General features: G+C 72.7%; 18 protein-coding genes. 8 read left to right on the top strand and 10 right to left on the bottom strand.

Features of this window, described 5'->3' with window-relative positions; genetic code table 11:
• Position 1 precedes the first annotated feature (1 nt).
• A complete protein-coding gene (locus ML5_RS28385) occupies positions 2-1012 on the top strand; it encodes a nitroreductase (protein ID WP_013477139.1) in 1011 nt (336 codons plus the stop codon).
• Positions 1013-1024: 12 nt separating this feature from the next.
• On the opposite strand, the gene ML5_RS28380 is transcribed toward ML5_RS28385, so the two are convergent.
• Positions 1025-2062 (bottom strand): LacI family DNA-binding transcriptional regulator, encoded by a 1038-nt coding sequence (locus tag ML5_RS28380; RefSeq protein WP_013477138.1) that lies wholly within the window; start codon positions 2060-2062, stop codon positions 1025-1027.
• A 387-nt stretch (positions 2063-2449) separates the two neighbouring features.
• On the opposite strand from ML5_RS28380, the gene ML5_RS28375 reads away from it, so the two are divergent.
• The 4 genes from ML5_RS28375 to ML5_RS28360 all read left to right on the top strand — a co-directional run bounded on the left by ML5_RS28375 (position 2450) and on the right by ML5_RS28360 (position 9460).
• Positions 2450-3838: a glycoside hydrolase family 43 protein gene (locus tag ML5_RS28375; protein ID WP_013477137.1), complete on the top strand. Its 1389-nt coding sequence runs from the start codon at positions 2450-2452 to the stop codon at positions 3836-3838.
• Positions 3839-3852: 14 nt separating this feature from the next.
• Positions 3853-5217 carry a glycoside hydrolase family 43 protein gene (locus ML5_RS28370; protein WP_013477136.1) on the top strand — a complete coding sequence of 455 codons (1365 nt, stop codon included), beginning with the start codon at positions 3853-3855 and terminating at the stop codon, positions 5215-5217.
• A 36-nt stretch (positions 5218-5253) separates the two neighbouring features.
• Positions 5254-6561, top strand: coding sequence for a cellulose binding domain-containing protein (locus tag ML5_RS28365; RefSeq protein WP_013477135.1), 1308 nt, complete (start codon positions 5254-5256; stop codon positions 6559-6561).
• Positions 6562-6649: 88 nt separating this feature from the next.
• Entirely contained in the window at positions 6650-9460 is a 2811-nt protein-coding gene (locus ML5_RS28360) for a glycoside hydrolase N-terminal domain-containing protein (protein ID WP_013477134.1), read from the top strand.
• A gap of 52 nt (positions 9461-9512) precedes the next feature.
• On the opposite strand, the gene ML5_RS28355 is transcribed toward ML5_RS28360, so the two are convergent.
• A complete protein-coding gene (locus tag ML5_RS28355; RefSeq protein WP_013477133.1) occupies positions 9513-10226 on the bottom strand; it encodes a hypothetical protein in 714 nt (237 codons plus the stop codon).
• A 73-nt stretch (positions 10227-10299) separates the two neighbouring features.
• Here ML5_RS28355 and ML5_RS28350 point away from each other — a divergent pair, with 73 nt between their 5' ends.
• Positions 10300-11127 (top strand): PIG-L family deacetylase, encoded by an 828-nt coding sequence (locus ML5_RS28350; RefSeq protein WP_013477132.1) that lies wholly within the window; start codon positions 10300-10302, stop codon positions 11125-11127.
• Positions 11128-11161: 34 nt separating this feature from the next.
• Here the strand turns inward: ML5_RS28350 and ML5_RS28345 are convergent, their stop codons facing one another.
• Positions 11162-12304, bottom strand: a complete 1143-nt coding sequence (locus ML5_RS28345; protein WP_013477131.1) for a glutamate--cysteine ligase — start codon at positions 12302-12304, stop codon at positions 11162-11164.
• A 141-nt stretch (positions 12305-12445) separates the two neighbouring features.
• Positions 12446-13870, bottom strand: a complete 1425-nt coding sequence (gene glnA, locus ML5_RS28340) for a type I glutamate--ammonia ligase (protein WP_013477130.1) — start codon at positions 13868-13870, stop codon at positions 12446-12448.
• A 233-nt stretch (positions 13871-14103) separates the two neighbouring features.
• On the opposite strand from glnA, the gene ML5_RS28335 reads away from it, so the two are divergent.
• Together ML5_RS28335 and ML5_RS28330 are read left to right on the top strand one after the other, a co-directional pair.
• Positions 14104-15888, top strand: a complete 1785-nt coding sequence (locus tag ML5_RS28335) for an N-acetylglutaminylglutamine amidotransferase (RefSeq protein ID WP_013477129.1) — start codon at positions 14104-14106, stop codon at positions 15886-15888.
• A 14-nt stretch (positions 15889-15902) separates the two neighbouring features.
• Complete coding sequence (locus ML5_RS28330) at positions 15903-16163, top strand: hypothetical protein (RefSeq protein ID WP_013477128.1); 261 nt, start codon at positions 15903-15905, stop codon at positions 16161-16163.
• A 90-nt stretch (positions 16164-16253) separates the two neighbouring features.
• On the opposite strand, the gene ML5_RS32470 is transcribed toward ML5_RS28330, so the two are convergent.
• From ML5_RS32470 to ML5_RS28305, 6 genes are all read right to left on the bottom strand, one after another.
• Positions 16254-16424, bottom strand: coding sequence for a hypothetical protein (locus ML5_RS32470; protein WP_013285860.1), 171 nt, complete (start codon positions 16422-16424; stop codon positions 16254-16256).
• Between the two features lie 104 nt (positions 16425-16528).
• Positions 16529-17230 carry an aspartate/glutamate racemase family protein gene (locus tag ML5_RS28325; protein WP_013477127.1) on the bottom strand — a complete coding sequence of 234 codons (702 nt, stop codon included), beginning with the start codon at positions 17228-17230 and terminating at the stop codon, positions 16529-16531.
• Positions 17227-18507: an FAD-binding oxidoreductase gene (locus ML5_RS28320; protein ID WP_013477126.1), complete on the bottom strand. Its 1281-nt coding sequence runs from the start codon at positions 18505-18507 to the stop codon at positions 17227-17229. The genes ML5_RS28325 and ML5_RS28320 overlap by 4 nt, the downstream gene beginning before the upstream one ends.
• 13 nt (positions 18508-18520) lie before the next feature.
• On the bottom strand, positions 18521-19399 hold the full coding sequence (locus ML5_RS28315; protein ID WP_013477125.1) for a family 3 encapsulin nanocompartment shell protein: 879 nt from the start codon (positions 19397-19399) through the stop codon (positions 18521-18523).
• A 14-nt stretch (positions 19400-19413) separates the two neighbouring features.
• Positions 19414-20253 carry a class I SAM-dependent methyltransferase gene (locus tag ML5_RS28310; protein WP_013477124.1) on the bottom strand — a complete coding sequence of 280 codons (840 nt, stop codon included), beginning with the start codon at positions 20251-20253 and terminating at the stop codon, positions 19414-19416.
• 29 nt (positions 20254-20282) lie between these two features.
• Positions 20283-21113 (bottom strand): SDR family NAD(P)-dependent oxidoreductase, encoded by an 831-nt coding sequence (locus ML5_RS28305; protein WP_013285865.1) that lies wholly within the window; start codon positions 21111-21113, stop codon positions 20283-20285.

The raw sequence follows: 21113 nt of genomic DNA, 5'->3' as shown, positions 1-21113 counted from the left end.
CATGGACCTCGCCGCGTTCCACGCGCTGGAGCCGCTGTGCTGGCGGGCGCCGAGCGCACACAACACCCAGCCGTGGCGGCTGCGCTACGAGCGCTGGGCGATCACCGTCGGCTGGGATCCGGCCGACGCGCTTCCCGCGGGCGACCCGACCGGGCGCGACCTGCGGCTGTCGCTGGGCGCGTTCGTGGAGACCTGCCTCATCGTCGCCGCCGACGCGGGGCTGCGGCTGGACTGGGCCGCCGACCACGACGAGTCCGACCGGCGGGTGGGGCGGCTACGGCCGGGACGGCAGCCGTACCGGACGCCGTTCCGCACCGCCGACGTGTGGGACCGGCGTACCCACCGGGGCCGGTTCACCGCCGGGCCGGACGCCGACGTGGTCGCGGCCGTGGACGCGGTCGCCCGGCGGGCCGGTGGCGCGGTCCGTGCCGTGCCGGCGGCCGGGCGGCTGCGCGCGTTGCTGCGCACGGCCGACCGGCAGGTGTACGCCGACCCGGCGGTGGTCGCGGAGCTGCGCCGCTGGCTGCGCCTGGACCGGTCGGGCCCGCGCTACCGGGCGGACGGGCTCAGTGACAGGTGCCTCGGGCTGGGCCGGGCCACTGCCACCGGACTGCGGGCGGCGCTCGCGGCGTACCCGGCGTTGCGCCCGCTGGGGCTGCCCCGGCTGCTCGCCGCCGCGGGCGGTGACCCGCTGGCGCAGGGCGGCGGGGTGCTGGCGCTCGTCGCGCCGCCCGGTCTGGACGCGGCCGGGCAGGTCGAGTTCGGACGCGTGCTCATGCGGATGTGGCTGACGCTGCACACGGCCGGGCTGGCCGCGCATCCGCTCAGTCAGCTCGTCGACGTGGCCGCCACCCGGGACGCGCTCGGCACGCTGCTGGACGTGGCGCCGGAGCGGATCGTGCACGTGGCCCGGGTGGGCCGGCCGGTCGCGCCCGCGCCCCGCTCGGCGCGCCGGGTCGAGCGCACGGGTGGGGGAGTGCTGATGCGGGACGCCGCGGTCCGGGTGGGGTAGGACCGCCGGGGGTCATCGCGACGGCGGCGCGGTGCTGGCCCGTACCACGAGAGTGGTGCCGAGTTCGTACCGCTCCTGGGCCGGGGCGCGGCCGTCGGCCAGGGTCAGGGCGAGCCGGGCGGCCGTGGCGCCGATCTCGGCGAACGGCTGCCGCACCGTGGTCAGCGGTGGCGCGAGCCAGGCCGCCTGCTCGATGTCGTCGAAGCCCACCACGCTGAGATCCTCCGGTATCCGCAGACCGGCCTCCCGGGCCGCCGCGTAGACGCCCATCGCCTGCAGGTCGTCGCCGCAGACGACAGCGGTCGGCGGGTCGGGCCGGGCGAGCAGCTGAGCGCCGAGGTCGCGGCCGTCCTCGAAGGTGAACACGCCCCGCTGTTCGAGGCTCTGGTCGAACGGGACACCGGCGTAGTCCAGCGCGGCGTGGAACCCGTCCAGCCGGGCGCGCGCGGACAGGTCCCGGACCGGTCCGGTGATCACGCCGATCCGGCGATGGCCGAGTTCGAGCAGATGCCGGGTGGCGGCGAGCGCGCCGCTCCAGTTGTTGGACCCGACGGCGGGGGTGGGGAACAGGTCGCCGGTCGGGTCGATGGCGACCAGCGGTATCCCGTCGGCCTCGAACCGTTCGCCGTCCTCGGCGGTGACCAGGGCGAACGCCGTGATGACGGCGGTCGGCTGCCGCACCAGCAGTTGCTCCGCCCAGGGCAGCCCGGCCGACACGAGCCGGTGCACGTCGGTGAAGCCGACGGTGTGGTCGTGGGCGGCGGCGACCTCCTGGACGCCGCGCAGGATCTGCATGGCGATCGAGGACAGCATCCGGTGGAAGACCACCTCGACGCAGAGGGCCGCGCCGGTGGTCTGCCGTCGCCGGTAGCCGTGGTCGCGGAGCAGGGCTTCCACCCGCTGACGGGTCTGCTCGCCCACCCCGCGCCGGCCGTTGAGGACCTTGGAGACGGTGGGTGGGGACACTCCGGCGAGTTCGGCGATCGTCGCGAGGGGCAGGTCACCGCGCCGGGGCTTGCGCAGGTGCGGCCGCGGTCCTTCTTCGATCACGAGGGAAGTCTATGGCTGCGGCGCGAGGGCGAGTACGGGCCGCTCAGACCGCCCGCGAAAGGTTATCGATAACATTTCGCGCCCCGGAGGACTTCGCCGGGTCGGGTCGTGGATCTTCGGCTTTCCGCGGGAACTTTCGCGAAACCTGTTCGTCACATCTTGACGGCCGACGCCTCCATCCATGAGAGTCCATATAGGCAGATGCGGCGCACGGACGGGAGCCCGGCGCCGGTGGGGTGGCGGAGCGCGTACGGAAAGGATGCCTGGGCAGCATCCTGTTAGCGCTAACACCAGCCCTTCCTGCCGACATCAGACGCCGGTCCGGCCCGCGTCATCACGTCCCACCCATCCACGCGCACGAGCGTGGCGGCAGAGGGGTTCCGATCCGTGGCGATCAGTCGACGAGCACTCATCAAGGCCGTGGCGGCATCCGGCGCACTCACCGCGGCGTCGGTCACCGGCCTTCCCGGCGTGGCGTGGGCGGCGAACACCGCGTACGCGATGGCCTACTTCACCGAGACGCCGAACTTCCAGGGCGCGGACTACGGGCTGCACCTGGCGGTGAGCCGGGACGGTCTGAACTGGACGCCGTTGAACCAGAACAACCCGGTGGTCACCCCGACGCAGGGGCAGATGGGCCTGCGGGATCCGTTCGTGTTCCGCAAGCGGGACGGCAGGTTCGTCATCCTGGCCACCGATCTCAAGGGCACCAACTTCGGCCTGAACAGCCAGTACCTGCACGTGTGGGACTCGACCGACCTCACCGCTCTCACCGGCTACCGCCGGATCCGGATGCACACGCTGCCCAACTCGCACACCTGGGCGCCCACGGCGTTCTGGGACGCCGGCCGCGGCCAGTACGGCATCGTCTACTCCTGCAACAGCGGCGGCGACGTGCTGATGGTCAACTACACAAGCGATTTCATCACAGTCGGCCCGCAGCAGGTGTTCTTCAGCCCCGGCTTCGGGGTGCTCGACGGTGACGTCGTCGTCGACGGTGGCACCACGTACCTCTACTTCAAGAACCTGTCCACCGGCCTGCTGCACGGCGCCCGCTCCTCGACCGGCGCGCCGAACAGCTTCACCACGTACACCAGTGGACTGCGGCAGGGCAACGCGATCGAGGCGCCACTGCTGGTCAAGAACAACGACGGCAGCGGCTGGCGGCTCTGGGGCGACTCGTTCAGCCCGGTCAACGCCGACTACTACATCTGGTCCACCTCGAACATCGGCGGCAACTCGTGGACCGCGCTCCACCAGCGCGACTACACGCCGCCGCTGAACGCCAAGCACGGCTCGATCGTCGGGATCAGCGACGCCGAGTACAACGCGATGATCTCCCGGTGGGGCACCCCGAACTGGGTCCGGCTCAAGTCGTCGAACCTGCCCGACCACGTGGTACGGCACAGCAACGGGGTCGGCCGCGTCGACGCGTACCCGTTCGATCCCTACCAGGACCAGATGTGGCGGATGGTGGCCGGCCTGGCCGACCCCGCCGCCGTGTCGTTCGAGTCGGTGAACCGGCCGGGCAGCTTCCTGCGGCACAGCAACTACGCCATCCGCCTCGACCCGAACGACGGGTCGGCCACGTTCCGGGCGGACGCCACCTTCCACCGCACCGCGGGACTCGCCGACGCCTCGTGGACGTCGTTCCGGTCGCACAACTTCCCGGACCGCTACCTGCGGCACGCCAACTACCTGCTGCGGATCGACCCACTCGGCTCGGCGTCGAGCGCGAGCGACCGCCAGGACGCCACCTTCCGCATCACGCCCTGACCGAGGAGGCCGTCATGACCAGAAGACTCCTGCGACGCGGCGTCGCGCTGTTCGCGAGCATGCTCTGCGCGGTCGCGCTGACGCCTGCTGTCGCCCACGCGGACAACCCCGTCGTCCAGACCATCTACACGGCCGACCCGGCGGCGCTGGTGCACAACGGCCGGGTCTACCTCTACACCGGCCACGACGAGGACGGCTCGACCTACTTCACCATGAAGGAGTGGCGGGTCTACTCGTCGGCCGACATGGTCAACTGGACCGACCACGGCTCGCCGATGAACCTGGCCACCTTCAGCTGGGCCAGCGCCGACGCGTGGGCCGGCCAGACCGTCTACCGCAACGGCCGCTTCTACTGGTACGTCCCGGTCAAGAACCGGGCCACCGGCCGGATGGCGATCGGCGTCGGTGTCTCCGACAGCCCGACCGGCCCGTTCCGGGACGCCATCGGCCGTCCGCTGGTGGAGAACGGTGAGATCGACCCGCACGCCTTCGTCGACGACACCGGGCAGGCGTACCTGTACTGGGGGAACCCGAACCTCTGGTACGTGCGGCTGAACGCCGACATGATGTCGTTCTCCGGCGGCCCGACCCAGATCCCGCTGACCACAGCGGGCTTCGGCGCCCGCAGCGGGAACACCAGCCGTCCCACGCTGTACGAGGAAGGGCCCTGGGTCTACAAGCGCAACGGGACCTACTACAACGTCTTCGCGGCCGAGTGCTGCTCGGAGTTCATCGGCTACTCCACCGCACCCGGCCCGACCGGTCCGTGGACCTACCGCGGCACGATCATGCCCCGCCAGGGCGGCAGCTTCACCAACCACGCCTCGATCATCGACTTCAACGGCGGCTCCTACTTCTTCTACCACAACGGCGCGCTGCCGGGCGGCGGCGGCTTCACCCGGTCCGTGGCGGTGGAGAAGTTCAGCTACCGCTCCGACGGCACCATCCCGACGATCAACATGACCAGCGCCGGCGCACCGCAGGTCGGCACGCTCAACCCGTACGTGCGCCAGGAGGCGGAGACGATCGCCTGGTCCGCCGGCGTCGAGACGGAACCGTCGAGCGAGGGCGGGATGAACGTCGGCTGGATCGAGAACGGCGACTACATCAAGGTCAAGGGCGTCGCGTTCGGCGCCGGCGCCGGCTCGCTAACCGCCCGGGTGGCCTCGGCGACGGCCGGCGGCCGGATCGAGGTGCGGCTGGGCAGCCCCACCGGCGCCGTGGCCGGCACCTGCGCCGTCGGCGGCACCGGCGGCTGGCAGACGTGGACCACGGTCACCTGCCCGGTCAGTGGCGCCACCGGCACCCAGGACGTGTTCCTGCGCTTCGCCGGCGGCAGCGGCTACCTGCTCAACGTCAACTGGTGGCAGTTCCGCTAGACCGGCCCACCCCACCATCACCGGAGGAGACCTCAGATGTCGAAGCGCAGAACGAGAGCCGGGTCGGTCACCGCCGCGATCCTGCTGGCCCTGGGCATGGGCGCCGCCATGGTCGGCGGCTCACTGGGCGGCAGCGCCCGGGCCGCGGACGTCGGCGCGGCGGCCGCGACGGCCGGCTGCGGGAAGGCCCCGACGCTGGCCAGCGGGACGCACACCGTCACCAGCAGCGGCAAGAACCGCACGTTCATCCTGCGGGTGCCCGACGGCTACGACGTCAACCGCCAGTACCGGCTGGTCGTCGGCTTCCACTGGCGCGGCGGCACCGCCACCGACGTCGCCACCGGTCAGACCGTCCAACGCGACGTGTGGTCGTACTACGGGTTGCAGCGGCTGGCGAACAACAGCACCATCTTCGTCGCGCCGCAGGGGCTCAACAACGGCTGGGCCAACGCCGGCGGCGAGGACATCACCTTCGTCGACGACATCCTGCGCCGTGTCGACGCCGGCCTGTGTGTGGACACCAGCCAGCGCTTCGCGCTCGGGTTCAGCTACGGCGGCGCCATGAGCTACGCGGTCGCCTGCGCCCGGCCCACCGTCTTCCGGGCGGTGGCCGTCTACGCCGGCGGCCAGCTCAGCGGATGCAGCGGCGGCACGCAGCCGATCGCGTACTTCGCCGCGCACGGCATCCGCGACGGCGTCCTCGGCATCGCCGGCGGGCGGACGATGCGCGACCGGTTCGTCCGCAACAACGGCTGCGCCACGCAGAACCCGCCCGAGCCGGGCCAGGGCAGCCTGAGCCACCGCACCACCACGTACACGGGCTGCCGGGCGGGGTACCCGGTGGTGTGGGCGGCCTTCGACGAGGGGCACATCGCCGCCCCGCAGGACGGCGCGCCGGGTGACAGCGGCTCGCGTACCTGGCTGCCGGGGGAGACGTGGCAGTTCTTCACCCAGTTCCAGAGCACGACGCCGCCGCCCACCACGCCCGCGCCGACCACCCCCGGCCCGACCACCCCGCCGCCGTCCGGCGTCACCTGCAAGGTCACCGCGACGGTGAACGCCTGGAACACCGGCCTGACCGAAGACCTCACCCTCACCAACACCGGCGGCAGCGCGATCAACGGCTGGTCGCTGGTCTTCACCCTGCCGGGCGGGCAGACCATCACCTCTGGCTGGAACGCCACCTACTCGCCCGGCTCCGGTCAGGTGACCGCCCGCAACGTCTCCTACAACTCCACCATCGCGCCCGGCGCCTCGGTCAGCCTCGGCTTCCAGGCGAACCACACCGGCAACACGGCCGCACCGGCGGCGTTCACCCTCAACGGCGTCGCCTGCGCGAGGTAGCCACCGCACCCGGTGCGCGGGCGGGCCGACGCCGGCCCGCCCGCGCACCGGCCGCACCACCACCCGACCCGCCTGCGAGGAGAAGACCATGTCCGACGTGACCCGAAGGAACATCCTCAAGGCCGGCGCGGCCGGGGCCGGTGCCGCGCTGGTGCCGGCCGCCTGGAGCGCCGCCGCACGCGCCGGCTCGGCGGCGCCACCACAGGTGCTGGCCGCGAACGACCTGGCACTCTGGTACGACGAACCGGCCGGCACCGACTGGCTGCGTGCCCTGCCGATCGGCAACGGGCGGCTCGGCGCGATGGTGTTCGGCAACGTCGACACCGAACGGCTCCAGCTCAACGAGGACACCGTCTGGGCCGGCGGCCCGTACGACTCGGCGAACACCAGGGGCGCAGCCAACCTGGCCGAGATCCGGCGTCGGGTCTTCGCCGACCAGTGGACCTCGGCGCAGGACCTGATCAACCAGACCATGATGGGCAGCCCGGGTGGTCAGCTCGCGTACCAGACCGTCGGCGACCTCCGGCTCGCCTTCGGTTCGGCGAGCGGGGCGACGCAGTACAACCGGACGCTCGACCTCACCACCGCCACCATCACCACCACGTACGTGCAGGGCGGCGTCCGGTACCAGCGGGAGATGTTCGCCAGCGCACCCGACCAGGTCATGGTGCTCCGGCTGACCGCCGACCGCGCGAACGCGATCACGTTCTCCGCCGCGTTCGACAGCCCGCAGCGGACCACCGTGTCCAGCCCGGACGGCGCGACCATCGCGCTCGACGGCGTCTCCGGGTCGATGGAGGGGGTCACCGGCTCGGTACGGTTCCTCGCGCTGGCGAACGCCGCCGTCACCGGCGGCACGGTCAGCAGCTCCGGCGGCACGCTGCGGGTGTCCGGCGCCACCAGCGTGACGGTCCTGGTCTCGATCGGCACCAGCTACGTCAACTACCGCACCGTCAACGGCGACTACCAGGGCATCGCCCGCAACCGGCTGAACGCCGCCAAGAGCGTGGCCGTCGACCAGCTCCGTACCCGCCACCGCGCCGACTACCAGGCGCTGTTCAACCGGGTCACGATCGACCTGGGCCGCACGGCCGCCGCCGACCAGCCGACCGACGTACGGATCGCGCAGCACGCGAGCACCAACGACCCGCAGTTCGCCGCGCTGCTGTTCCAGTTCGGGCGGTACCTGCTGATCTCCTCGTCGCGGCCGGGCACCCAGCCGGCGAACCTCCAGGGCATCTGGAACGACTCGCTGACGCCGTCCTGGGACTCGAAGTACACGGTCAACGCCAACCTGCCGATGAACTACTGGCCGGCCGACACCACGAACCTCTCAGAGTGCTTCCTGCCGGTCTTCGACATGGTCAAGGACCTCACCGTGACCGGCGCGCGGGTCGCCCAGGCGCAGTACGGCGCCGGCGGCTGGGTCACCCACCACAACACCGACGCCTGGCGGGGCGCGTCGGTCGTGGACGGCGCGTTCTGGGGCATGTGGCAGACCGGCGGGGCCTGGCTGAGCACGCTCATCTGGGACCACTACCTGTTCACCGGCGACAGCGGTTTCCTTCAGGCCAACTACCCGGCGCTCAAGGGCGCCGCCCAGTTCTTCCTCGACACCCTGGTCGCCCACCCGACGCTCGGCTACCTGGTGACGAACCCGTCGAACTCGCCGGAGCTGGCGCACCACGCGAACGCCAGCGTCTGCGCCGGCCCGACGATGGACAACCAGATCCTGCGCGACCTGTTCGACGCCGCGGCCCGGGCGAGCGAGGTGCTCGGTGTCGACACCACCTTCCGGTCTCAGGTGCGCACCGCCAGGGACCGGCTGCCGCCGAGCCGTGTCGGCTCGCGGGGGAACGTGCAGGAGTGGCTGGCCGACTGGGTCGAGACCGAACGCACCCATCGGCACGTCTCCCACCTGTACGGGCTGCATCCCAGCAACCAGATCACCAGGCGCGGCACCCCGGCGCTGTACGAGGCCGCCCGCAGGACGCTGGAGCTGCGCGGCGACGACGGGACCGGCTGGTCCCTCGCCTGGAAGATCAATTTCTGGGCCCGGCTGGAGGACGGTGCCCGCGCCCACAAGCTCCTGCGCGACCTGGTACGCACCGACCGGCTCGCGCCGAACATGTTCGACCTGCACCCGCCGTTCCAGATCGACGGCAACTTCGGCGCCACCTCGGGCATCGCCGAGATGCTGCTGCACAGCCACACCGGCGAGCTGCACCTGCTGCCCGCGCTGCCGACCGCCTGGCCCGCCGGGCAGGTCGCGGGCCTGCGCGGCCGGGGCGGCTACACGGTGTCGCTGACCTGGAGCAGCGGCCAGGCCGACGAGATCACCGTCCGCGCCGACCGCGACGGCACGCTGCGACTGCGGTCCCGGCTGTTCACCGGGAGCTTCACCCTCGCCGACGTCACCGACGGCAGCACACCCGCCACCACCCGGCCGGAGTCCGACGTCGTCGCGCTCACCGTCCGCGCCGGGCACACCTACCGCGCGGCCCGGCCCGGCGTGACGCCGTCGCCGACCCCGACCGTCACACCCACATCGAGTACGACGCCGAGCCCGGCGCCCACCACCAGCTCCCCGGCGCCGTCCGGCGCGCGTGCCACGTACGCGATCACCGGCTCGTGGTCCGGTGGCTTCCAGGCCGAGGTCACGGTGACCGCCGGCGCCACCGCGATCCGCGGCTGGACGGTCTCCTGGACGTTCCCGAACGGGCAGGTGATCAACCAGATCTGGAGCGGCACGCACACCCAGAACGGCGCGAACGTGACGGTGCGCAACGTCGACTACAACGGCTCGGTGCCGGCCGGCGGCTCCACCACGTTCGGCTTCATCGGTGCCGTCAACGGCAGCAACAACCCGCCGGCGAACCTCACCTGCACGACCACCTGAGCACCGACGCACCCCGCTTCGGCCACCCGGCCGGGGCGGGGCGTGCCGCCGGTCAGGCCAGCAGCGTCTCGCGCAGCCGCGCGCCCAGGTTCAGCTCGCCGACCACGCGGGGACCGGCCGGGTCGTACACGGCGATGCGGTGATTGCGGCGCATCATCTCCCGTACCGCCGGCGGCAGCCGGGGCGGGTCGTCCATCGTCGCGAGCACCCGCGCGCCGGTGCCCATCAGCCGCTCCACGAGCGTCGCGCTGTCGGTGTCCACACGCACCCGGCCGAACTCCCAGCCGGCGGTGGTCAGGTCGAGCACCTCGAACAGGCGCGTCACGAACGGCTGCGGGTCGGTCACCCGGTCCAGCCGGTCGGCCCGCCCGCCGACCACCGCCACGGCGGCGCTGACCTGCGCGTACGGGTGCAGCCCGCTGGGTAGCGCGCCGAGCGGCCAGCGCAGCGACGGACCGGCCTCCTTCCACAGGGGCCGGTAGTTGCGGCGGTGCACCAGCAGCCGCCGCCCGGTGCGCCGGAACACCTCCTGCGCCTGGCCCTGGAGGTCGGCGTGCGCCTGGTCGGCGGCCTCGCAGACGATCCCGGCGGCCACCACGAGACCGTCGTCATCGGACAGCATCCGGGTGATCGCGTCGGCCTGCTCCGGGAACCGGAGGCGGGCGTGCGCCCCGTAGGACCGCCGCACGTCCCGCAGCAGCTCCTGCTGACGTGCGGGGTCCAGTTCGACCCGTCCGCCACCGAGCAACCGCTGGAGCCAACCCATCGCGCCTCGCTTCCGTCGCCGTCTGCGGACCGGGCAATGCTAGTTCGTCGGCCGATGCTCGTATGGTGACGGGGTGACCGATCGATCCCTGACCCTGATGGCGGTGCACGCGCACCCCGACGACGAGGCGACGAGCACCGGCGGTGTCCTGGCGCGCTACGCGGCCGAGGGCGTCACCACAGTGCTCGTGACGTGCACCGACGGGGGGTGCGGCGACGGTCCCGGCGGGATCAAGCCGGGCGACCCCGGCCACGACCCGAAGGCCGTGGTCGAGATGCGCCGCGCCGAGCTGGCCGCCAGTTGCGAGGCGCTCAAGGTCACCCACCTGGAGACGCTCGACTACGGCGACTCCGGGATGATGGGCTGGGCGACAAACGACGCGCCCGGCGCGTTCTGGAACACGCCGGTGGCCGAGGCGGCCGACCGGCTGGCCGAGCTGATCCGGCGCTACCGCCCCGACGTGGTGGTCACCTACGACGAGAACGGCTTCTACGGCCATCCGGACCACATCCAGGCCCACCGGATCACCATGGCCGCTGTGGAGCAGACCGGCATTCCGGCCAAGGTCTACTGGACCACAGTGCCGCGCAGCGCGTTCCAGCAGTTCGGCACCGTCATGAAGGAGATCGGGGTGGAGTTCCCCGAGCCGGAGGCGACCGACGAGATGCCGGCGCTGGGCCTGCCGGACGACGAGATCACCACCTGGGTCGACACCAGCGGCTACGGCGGGCAGAAGTTCGCCTCGCTCGCCGCGCACGCCAGCCAGGCGGAGAACATCTTCTTCCTGCGCCTGGGGCAGGAGCGGTTCACCGAGCTGATGGGCATGGAGACGTTCGTGCGGGTTCGCGACACCACCGGCGCGGCCACACCCGAGGACGACCTGTTCGCCGGGTTGCGCTGACCGGTCGCCGGTCCGGTCCGGGGAGGTCATCGACTCACGTCGAGACGGTCTGCGCGGCTAGGTGATCGAGCACGGCGCGGACGTCCCCGCCGGTCCCGGCCATGATCCGTCGTTGCCGGGTGGCGCCGGTGCCGTCCCGGCGCACCCGGTCCAGCTCGCGCCGGACCAGATCCAGGTCACCGTGGCGGGCCAGCGCGGGCGTGACGGTGACGACCAGGTCGTCGACGAGGTCCCAGGCCGGCCGGGGCCGACCGGAGCGCAGGTCCACGAGCTTGCCGTCGACGCCGTCGTGGGCGGCCCGCCAGTGCGCGGCGGCGACCAGGCAGTCCCGGATGCGGGGTGCCGGCACACCGGCGCGGCCGTCGTCGATCAGGGTGGCCACGAGCGCCCGGACCAGCCCGGCGACCAGCACCGTGTCGTCGACTGTGGGGCACACGTCGCCGACCCGGACCTCCACCGTCGGGTACGCCGCGGACGGGCGGGCGTACCAGTAGACCATCGCGGCGTCGAGCATGATCCCGGCAGTGATCAGGTCCGCCACCGTGGCGTCGTAGTCGGCGGCGGAGTCGAAGTGCGGTGTCGGCCCGATGCTCGGCCACCGTTCCAGCTGCATCGAGCGCCAGCTCGCGTGGCCGGTGTCCCGCCCGTCGTGCAGCGGCGAGTTCGCGGTGAGCGCCTGCACCACCGGCAGCCACGGGCGCAGGTGGTTGCAGACCTGCACTGCCAGTTCCCGGTCCGGCACGCCGACGTGGACGTGGCAGCCGCAGACCGCCGGGTCGTGGGCCACCGGGCCGAACCGGCGGGACATGTCGTGGTAGCGCTGCTCGTCGGGCACCGTGCGGTGGGCCTCGCAGACCGGGGTGGCACCGACGGCGACCAGCCGCGCCCCGGCCGCGTCGGCCGCCTGCGCGGCCGCCCGGCGCAGCGTGACCAGGTGCTCCCGCAGCTCTCCGAGATCAGGACTGACCGGCGTCACCATCTCGACCATGCTGTGCCGGAACTCCTGCCGGCTCTGCTCGCGGGCGGTGCCGGACAGCGCGCCGCGTACCCGGTCGGCGACCGGCATGCTCTCGCCGGTGGCCGGGTCCAGCAGCAGGAACTCCTCTTCCACCCCGAGGGTCAGGACGGTGGGGATCTGCGGGGTGGTGGTGGCGGTGGTGGTGGGCCGCGGCCTCACCGACGGCTCCACCGGCACGGAACGGTCGGCGTGTCGTCGTGAGGCGGAGTCATGTCTCGACGGTACGAGGGCGGGGGCCGGCCCGAGGCCGTTTCCGCCGACCACCGCCCCCGCGGGTGGCGGGGGCGGTGGCGGTACGGCTCAGCAGTCGAAGTAGAGCGCGAACTCGTGCGGGGTCGGGCGCAGCCGGACCGGGTCGACCTCGTTGGCGTTCTTCCAGTCGACCCAGGTGGAGATCAGGTCGGCGGTGAAGACGTTGCCGTCGAGCAGGTAGTCGTGGTCGGTCTCCAGTGCCGCCAGCGCCTCGGGCAGCGAGCCCGGGACCTGCTTGACGTCGCCCCACTCCTCCGGCGGCAGGTCGTAGAGGTCCTTGTCGATCGGCGCGGGCGGCTCGATCTTGTTCTTGATGCCGTCCAGGCCGGCCATGAGCATGGCGGAGAAGGCCAGGTACGGGTTGCTGGACGGGTCGGGGACGCGGAACTCGACGCGCTTGGCCTTGGGGTTGCTGCCGGTGACCGGGATGCGGGTGCAGGCGGAGCGGTTGCGCTGGGAGTAGACCAGGTTGACCGGCGCCTCGAAGCCGGGGACGAGACGGCGGTAGGAGTTGATGGTCGGGTTGGTGAAGGCGAGCAGCGAGGGTGCGTGGTGCAGCAGGCCGCCGATGTACCAGCGGGCGGTGTCGGACAGGCCGGCGTAGCCGGTCTCGTCGTAGAACAGCGGTTCGCCGCCGCGCCAGAGGCTCTGGTGGGTGTGCATGCCGGAGCCGTTGTCACCGAACAGCGGCTTGGGCATGAACGTGGCGGTCTTGCCGTGCGCCCACGCCTCGTTCTTGATCAGGTACTTGAACAGCTGGAGCTCGTCGGCCGAGTGCAGCAGCGTCGAGAACCTGTAGTTGATCTCGGACTGCCCGCCGGTGCCCACCTCGTGGTGCGACCGCTCCACGGTGAAACCGGCGTCCACCATCCGGCGGACCATGCTGTCGCGCAGGTCGGCGTAGTGGTCGACCGGCGGCACCGGGAAGTAGCCGCCCTTGTAGGCGGTCTTGTAGCCGCGGTTGCCGCCCTCCTCGATCCGCCCGGTGTTCCAGGCGCCCTCGATCGAGTCGATGTAGTAGAACGACTGGTGCGCGGAGGTCTCGTGGCGGATGGAGTCGAAGATGTAGAACTCCGCCTCGGCGCCGAAGTAGGCGGTGTCGGCGATGCCGCTGGCCGCCAGGTACGCCTCGGCCTTCTTCGCCACGTTGCGCGGGTCGCGGGAGTACGCCTCGCGGGTGAACGGGTCGTGGATGAAGAAGTTGAGCGCGAGCGTCTTCTGGGCCCGGAACGGGTCGATGAAGGCGGTGGCGACGTCCGGCAGCAGGAGCATGTCGGACTCGTGGATGGCCTGGAAGCCGCGGATCGAGGATCCGTCGAAGGCGAGGCCGTCGGTGAACACGCTGTCGTCGAACGACTCGACCGGCAGGTTGAAGTGCTGCATCACGCCGGGCAGGTCACAGAAACGTACGTCGACGAACTTCACGTCCTCGTCGGTGAGGTATCGCAGGAGTTCCTCGGAATTGGCGAACACACGTCCTCCTGGCAGGCGTCGTTGATCCTGGCCACGTCCCGTGGCCGGACCGCCCGGGGACATGGCCCGTACCGCCACCGTACGACGGCGCGCCGTGCCCGGCTCGCCAACAGCCCATCCGGGTTTCCTTCGCCACAGGCCGGGTAGTCGCCGTACCCGGCGGACCGCCCGGGAGACGACGTGGCGGGAGGTTGGCGTGGTGGGTGCTCCCCGACTGACCGGTGGACGCTGAGATGTGCGGGATCAGCGGTGAGGCCAGATTCGACGGGGCCGCCCCCGACGCCGCCGCGGTGACCCGGATGACCGCCGCCATGCACTCGCGCGGCCCGGACGGCGAGGGCACGTGGAGTGACGGCTGGATCACCCTCGGGCACCGACGGTTGACAGTGATCGACCTGTCCGAGGCCGGCGCCCAGCCGATGGTCCGCGACGACCTCGGCCTGGCCCTGGTCTTCAACGGCTGCGTCTACAACTACCCGGAGCTGCGCGACGAGCTGCGCGCGGCCGGGCACACCTTCCGCAGCACCAGCGACACCGAGGTGATCCTGGTGGCGTACGCGCAGTGGGGGGAGCGGTTCGTCGACCACCTGGTCGGCATGTTCGCGGTCGCGCTGGTGGACCGGCGGCGCCGCCGCCTCGTGCTGGCCCGCGACCGGCTCGGCATCAAGCCGCTCTACCTCGCCGAGTCGCCCGGCCGGATCCGGTTCGCCTCCACGCTGCCGGCGCTGCTGGCCGGCGGTGACGTCGACACCGGCATCGACCCGGTCGCGCTGCACCACTACCTGTCCTGGCACTCGATCGTGCCGGCGCCCCGCACGATCCTGCGCGGGATACGCAAGCTGCCGCCGGCGACCGTCCGGGTGATCGAGGCCGACGGGCGCAGCCGGGAGCGCGTCTACTGGCGGCCCGAGTACCGGCGCGACCCGGCCCACGACGGCATGGACGCCGGCGACTGGCGGGCCGCCGTCGGGGACGCGCTGCGCACCGCCGTACGCCGCCGGCTGGTCGCGGACGTGCCGGTCGGGGTGCTGCTCTCCGGCGGGCTCGACTCCAGCATGATCGTGGCGTTGCTCGACGACGCCGGGCAGCACCACCTCCAGACGTTCAGCATCGGTTTCGACAGCCGCGGCGACGAGACCGGCGACGAGTTCCACTACTCCGACCTGGTGGCCCGCACGTTCGGCACCGACCACCACCGCATCCGGCTCGCCGACGGCGATCTCGGTCCGGCCGTACGCGCCACCGTGGCGGCCATGACCGAACCGATGGGCAGCCACGACGTGGTGGCGTTCCACCTGCTCTCCGAGCAGGTGGCCCGGCACGTGAAGGTGGCGCAGTCCGGCCAGGGCGCCGACGAGGTGTTCGCCGGCTACGGCTACCACCACCGGCTGGCCCGCTCGCCCCGAGAGGACGCGGTGGCCGAGTTCACCGCCGCGTTCTTCGACCGCGACCACGCCGAGCTGACCGAGGTGGTCGAACCGGCGTACGCCTGCGACGGTGACGCCTCCGGCGAGCTGGTCGCCGCGGACCTGGCCGCGCCGGGCGCGCAGACCGCCGTGGACGCGGTGCTGCGCCTGGACACCCACCTGATGCTGCCCGACGACCCGGTCAAGCGGGTGGACAGCATGAGCATGGCGTGGGGGCTGGAGGTGCGTACGCCCTTCCTCGACCAGGACCTGGTCACGCTCGCCGCGGCGTGCCCGCCGGAGCACAAGCTGGCGCAGGGCGGCAAGGGTGTGCTCAAGGACGTGGCCCGCGAGGTGCTGCCGGCCGAGGTCATCGACCGGCCCAAGGGCTACTTCCCGGTGCCGGCGCTGCGCAACGTCGACGGTCCCGTGCGAGAGTTGGTGGTCGAGGCGCTGGGTGCGCCCGAGGCGCGCCGGCGCGGGCTGTTCCGCCGGGCGTACGTCGACGAGCTGCTGGCCGAGCCGGACCGGGCCCAGGCCGCCGCCGGCAGCAACAAGTTGTGGCAACTGGGCCTGCTGGAGCTGTGGTTGCAGACGCACGGCGTGAGCTGAGCGGGAGGAGCACTGTGAAGTTCGTCATCGAGAGCGAGACCGACGGCAGTGTGGGGTTCACAGTCGTCGGCGGCGACGGTCAGGTGCTCGCCACCGGGGCGCCCTGCCCGGACAAGGGCTCGGCGCTCGCCGTCGTCGGGGAGCTGATGCACGGGCTGGGCGACGCCTGCGTGGAGGACCGGACCGAGGCCGGTGCCGGGCCGGTGGCCGGCACCCGGACCGAGATCGGCGACGACATGTCGGACATCGGCCGCTCCGGCATCCCGCCGGTCTGACCGCGGCACGTCCTGGCGGCGTGACGGCGATCCGCCGGTCCGGCCGCGACACGTCCCGCCCGGCCGACGAGCCCGGGCGGGACGGTGCGCTCACTGCTCGTCGTCGAGCACGTCCGTGTGGCCGTCCCGGGTGACGGTGGGCGGCAGGTGCTCGTCCGGCTGGGGCGCCTCGGCGAGCGTGTGGTGCGGGTCGCCGTCGGGCGAGAACAGCACCCGATCGGTCTTGCGGGTCTTCTCCTGCTCCTCCTCCGGCTCCGTCACCGCGTTCTCCCTCCGCTCACCGGCGCCCCGGGCAGGCCGCCCCTCGTCCCACGCTAAGCGCCGGACGGGCGCCGGGAGCCGGTTTCCGCGCGACGGCCCCGCGGTCACCCACCGGGACGGTACGGCCGCCGGGTGAGGCTCGCGTACGCCATCGTGGTCAGCGTGACGATGTCGAACACCGGCACACCCAACCGCGCCTGGATCCGGTGGGCGAACGGCACCAGGTCGGTGCACTCGACGACCAGCGCCCCCAGGTCCGGGTGCGCGCGGGCCAGCGCGTCGACCCGCTCGTCCACCTCGGCCGCCAGCCGCCCGACGTCGAGGGCGTCGCGCCGCCCCTCCAGCATCACCTCGCGGAACTCCGGCTGCCCGGCCATGCCGGTGACCGCCACCGGGACGTCGGCGGCGCCGATCGCGGCCAGGTGGCGCGGGGTCAGCGCGGCCTCGTCGGCGACCAGCAGCCCGACCGGGCCCTCGACCATGCGGTGCACCATCGGCAGTTGCACCAGGCTCGACGACCACAGCGGGACGCGCACCGCGGCGGCGAGTTCGGCCTGGAACAGCACGAGGAACCCGCACGCCCCGGTGATCCCGGCGACCCCGGCCGCCTCCAGGTCGCGGGCCGCGTCGACGAACGGTCGCAGCAGCGCCGGGTCGGCCTCGCGGACCAGCCGCTGCGGGGTGGCGCCCTCCACCACCCGGTAGCGCACCGGGAAGTCGAACGTGTCCGGGTTGCGGATGTGCCCGGGGATCTTGTCGAAGCTGGTGTCGAGGCAGAGCACGCCGATCTCCGGCCGGTCGCTCACGAGATCCCCTTCCGGAAGCGGTCCAGGGCGAACGTCTCCAGCGGCAGGTCCGGCTCGGCGCCGGAGACGAGCTGGGCGAGCAGCCGCCCGCCGGCCGGGGCCAGGCCCATCCCGATGTGCCCGTGCCCGGTGGCCACGCTGACGTTGTCGTAGCCGTCGGCCCGCCCGATCAGCGGCAGGCTGTCCGGGGTGCACGGACGCAGGCCGCTCCACACGTCCAGCCGGCGGCCGGTGTCCAGCGCCGGCAGGTACCGCCGCGCGGTGTGCAGGATCCCGTCGACGCGGCGCGGTGAGATCGACGTGTCCAGCCCGGACAGCTCCAGCGTGCCGCCGACGCGTACCCGGTCACCCAGCGGCATCACGGCGACCTTGCCCTCGCTGAGCAGCACCGGCCGGGTGGGCGTGCCCGGCCCGGCGGGCAGCGTGACGGTGTAGCCCTTCGCCGGTTGCAGCGTCAGCCCGACGTCGAGCATCCGGGCGCAGGCCGCCGACCACACCCCGGCGGCGATCACCACCTCGGCCGGGCGCAGCTCGCCCCGGGCCGTGCGCACCGCGCGTACGCGCCGCCCGGTCACCTCGAAGTCGCGTACCTCCGCGCCGGTGACGATGTCCACGCCCCGGGCCCGCAGCGCCCGCGCGAGTGCCACCAGGAACGCCGGGATGCGCAGCGCGGCGCCCTCCTCGTTGAGCAGCGTCCCGGCCACCGCGAAGTCGACGCCGGGTTCCAGCCGGGCCAGCTCGGCCCGGTCCAGCTCGCGCAGCGGCACGCCACGCGCGGTCGCCGCCGGGATCGTCCGGCGCGCCTTCGCGTACCCCTGCTCGGTGTGGCAGGCCAGGATCATGCCGCGTTCGGTGAGCGTCCCGGCCAGCTCGTCCTCGGCGCAGATCTCGCGCAGCAGCGCGAGGCTGCGCTGTTTGAGCGCGAGCAGCGTCTCGAACCCGGCGCGGGCGTGCCGTTCGGTGCAGTGCCGGCGGAAGTGCCAGAGCCAGGCCAGCAGCGCGCCGTCCAGCCGGGGCCGGACCGCGAACGGGCTCTCCGGGCGCAACAGCCAGCGGATACCGGTGGCCGGCACCCCCGGCTCGGCCAGCGGCGCCGAGCCCTGGGTGCCGACGAAGCCGGTGTTCCCGGCCGAGCAGGCCGCCGCGTCGCCGACCTCGCCCCGGTCCACCACCGTCACGCTGAGCCCGGCGCGGCGCAGGAACCAGGCGCAGCACAGGCCCACCACGCCCGCGCCGACCACCAGCACGTCGGGGTCGGTACGGCCCGGCGTCGTCATCAGTCGCCGCCGGTCAGAGCGTCACGACGAAGAAGCAGGTGGGCAGGTTCACCACGACCCGCTCCCAGATCTCGGCGCGCAGTGCCACACCGGGTTCGGCGAACGTGCCCGGCGGCGGCTCGGCGAACGCGATGGTGGACCGGCCGGCGTCGAACAGCAGCGCGCCGTGGCCGAAGTCCCCGACGATCGCGGTGCCCGGGTCGACCAGCCGGGTACGCACGATGAACACGCCGTTGTCCTCCACGTCCCGCATCAGCGAGCCGCTGCCCAGCAGGCGGTAGTAGTCGGCCGGGTTGATGATCAGCCCGTCGGCGGTGCTGCCCATCTGCTCGACCTCGTTGCACGCGGCCAGGACGGTGGACGCGAACGGTCCCGGGTCGGTGAGCCGGCCCAGGTCCGGCATGGTCAGCAGCCCGCCCTCGCCGCGCAGGATGGTGTGGTTCTCGGCCGTCGCCAGCCGCACCACCAGCCGGTAGTCGATGAACTGCGCGAAGCTGACCGGGTCCTCCCACAACGTGTCCGGCACCTGCACCCACGCGGTGGTGGTGAGCAGCGGCGGGATGGGGGAGCGATGGAAGTGGTTGGCCGCCTCCCGGCGCAGGTCCGCGCCGTCCACCGCCGGGTCGTCCGGCCGGGGCGGGCTCTCGTGCCAGTAGTAGTCCTGCGGATCCCGGGACAGGTCCACCACCTTGAGCATGTTCCGCGACGGGTAGCGGGGCTTGCGCCGGGAACTGGTGAGCGAGTCGGTGATCGTCACGTCGTAGTCGACGCTGGTGTCGAAGCCGTCCTTGGCGAACGCCTCGACGAACGCCGCGCCGGGCGACATCTGCGTCCTCCGCTCGGCGACCACCTCGGCGATCGTCCGCTTCACGGTGTCGGTGCGCTGCGACATCTGCTGTCCCTCCCTCAGGCCGGCTTGCGGGCGACGAACATGCCCCAGCCGAACTCGCCCCTGTCGATCGCCGCCTGGATCTCGTCGCACGAGTCGGCGAAGCCGAGGATCCAGGTCCGCGCCGCCTCGTCCGCCGTCGTCTCCGCGCGCTCCCGGGCGGTGCGGCCCAGCACCCGGTACGTCTGCCTGATGTGCGCGTCGAGACTGCGCGCGACCACGTCCACGAATCCGGCCTCGGTCAGCGCCCGGCGGTAGCCGTCGAGCGAGTAGCCGTCGTTCCAGCGCACCCGGTCGTAGACGTGCCGGCGGGCCGCCTCGCCGATCCGATCGGTGGGCTGGAGGAAGTCGGACACCGCGAGCACCCCGCCGGGCGCGAGCACCCGGAACATCTCGGCGTGGCTGCGCGGCTTGTCCGGCACCAGGAACAGCGCGTCCTGGCTGACCACGTGCGTGAACGTGCCGTCGTCGTACGGCAGGGCGGTGGCCGAGCCGTGCCGGAACGACACCGGAAGCGAGGCGCCCCGCTCGGCGCGCCGCTGCTCGGCGAAGCGCACCCGCTCGATGCTCAGGTCCAGCCCCTCGCCCCGGCATCCGGTACGGGCGGCCAGGCGCAGCAGGAAGTTGCCGCAGCCGCAACCCACGTCGAGCACGTTCGACGACGCGTCGATCCCGGCGTCCGCGGCCAGGATGTCGGAGGTCCGGTCGGCCGCCGCGTGGTAGTCGGTGTCGTCCTCCCCGGCGAAGTAGCCGGTGTGCAGCACGCCCTCGCTGTCCCAGAAGCTGAGGTACGTCTGCGTGGTCTGGTCGAAGAACTCGGAGACGTCCCGCTCGGTGAACCGGCTGGTCGTGGACATGGGCACTCCCTTGTGCGGCGGTCGGTGGGTCAGGCGTAGGTGTCCTTGCGGACGCCGGTGAGGTGGGGCAGGTCGGGGCCGGTGGCGGCGGCGCCGCCGTCGATCAGGTGCACCCCGGCGGTCACGTACGACGCGCGTTCGCCGGCCAGGAACGCGGCCACCGCGGCGACCTCCTCGGGCCGGGCCAGCCGCCCGACGGCGCTGTGGTGGCCCATCGCGGCCAGCCGCGCCTCGACGTCGCCGTCCGCGCCGGCGAGCCGGGCCGCGGCGCGTTCCATCGGCGGCGTCCGCACCCCGCCGGGCGCGAGCACGTTCACGGTGATGCCGTCGCGGCCCACGTCGACGGCGAGGCCCTGGGCGAAGCGGACCAGTGCCGCCCGGGTCACCCCGGACAGCACGAGCGGGCCGATCGGCACGCAGGCGGTCTCGGAGGCCACCAGCAGCAGCCGGCCCCAGCCCGCGGCACGCATGTGCGGCAGCGCGGCCATCGACACCGCTACCGCCGGCAGCAGCACCCGGTCCACAGCCGCCCGGTAGTCGTCCGTGCCGAACCCGGTGGCGGTGCCCACAGGCGGGCTGCCGCCGCTGACCAGCAGCACGTCCACCCCGCCCAGCTCCTCGGCGACCCGGTCCACCCAGCGGGCGGCGGCGCCGGTGTCGGTGAGGTCCACGCCGGTCGCGCTGACCCGGCCGGACGCCACAGCCGTCAGCTCCCGTTCGGCGGCGGCCAGCCGCTGCGGGTCACGCCCGCAGACCGCCACGTGCGCGCCCTCCGCGGCGAACTCCCTCGCGCAGGCCAGCCCGATGCCGCTGGTGCCGCCGGCGACGAGCGCCACCCGGCCCTTGAGCCCCAGATCCAC

This window comes from Micromonospora sp. L5, assembly GCF_000177655.2.
Taxonomy (GTDB): Bacteria; Actinomycetota; Actinomycetes; order Mycobacteriales; family Micromonosporaceae; genus Micromonospora; species Micromonospora aurantiaca.
This window is presented reverse-complemented; position numbering and strand designations above follow the sequence as displayed.

Excerpts from the sequence above, each read along its gene's own strand:
- ML5_RS28385 (WP_013477139.1), top strand. The coding sequence starts at position 2 with ATGGACCTCGCCGCGTTCCACGCGCTGGAGCCGCTGTGCTGGCGGGCG.
- ML5_RS28370 (WP_013477136.1), top strand. The coding sequence starts at position 3,853 with ATGACCAGAAGACTCCTGCGACGCGGCGTCGCGCTGTTCGCGAGCATG.
- ML5_RS28365 (WP_013477135.1), top strand. The coding sequence starts at position 5,254 with ATGTCGAAGCGCAGAACGAGAGCCGGGTCGGTCACCGCCGCGATCCTG.
- ML5_RS28360 (WP_013477134.1), top strand. The coding sequence starts at position 6,650 with ATGTCCGACGTGACCCGAAGGAACATCCTCAAGGCCGGCGCGGCCGGG.
- ML5_RS28355 (WP_013477133.1), bottom strand. The coding sequence starts at position 10,226 with ATGGGTTGGCTCCAGCGGTTGCTCGGTGGCGGACGGGTCGAACTGGAC.
- ML5_RS28335 (WP_013477129.1), top strand. The coding sequence starts at position 14,104 with ATGTGCGGGATCAGCGGTGAGGCCAGATTCGACGGGGCCGCCCCCGAC.
- ML5_RS28320 (WP_013477126.1), bottom strand. The coding sequence starts at position 18,507 with ATGACGACGCCGGGCCGTACCGACCCCGACGTGCTGGTGGTCGGCGCG.
- ML5_RS28315 (WP_013477125.1), bottom strand. The coding sequence starts at position 19,399 with ATGTCGCAGCGCACCGACACCGTGAAGCGGACGATCGCCGAGGTGGTC.
- ML5_RS28310 (WP_013477124.1), bottom strand. The coding sequence starts at position 20,253 with ATGTCCACGACCAGCCGGTTCACCGAGCGGGACGTCTCCGAGTTCTTC.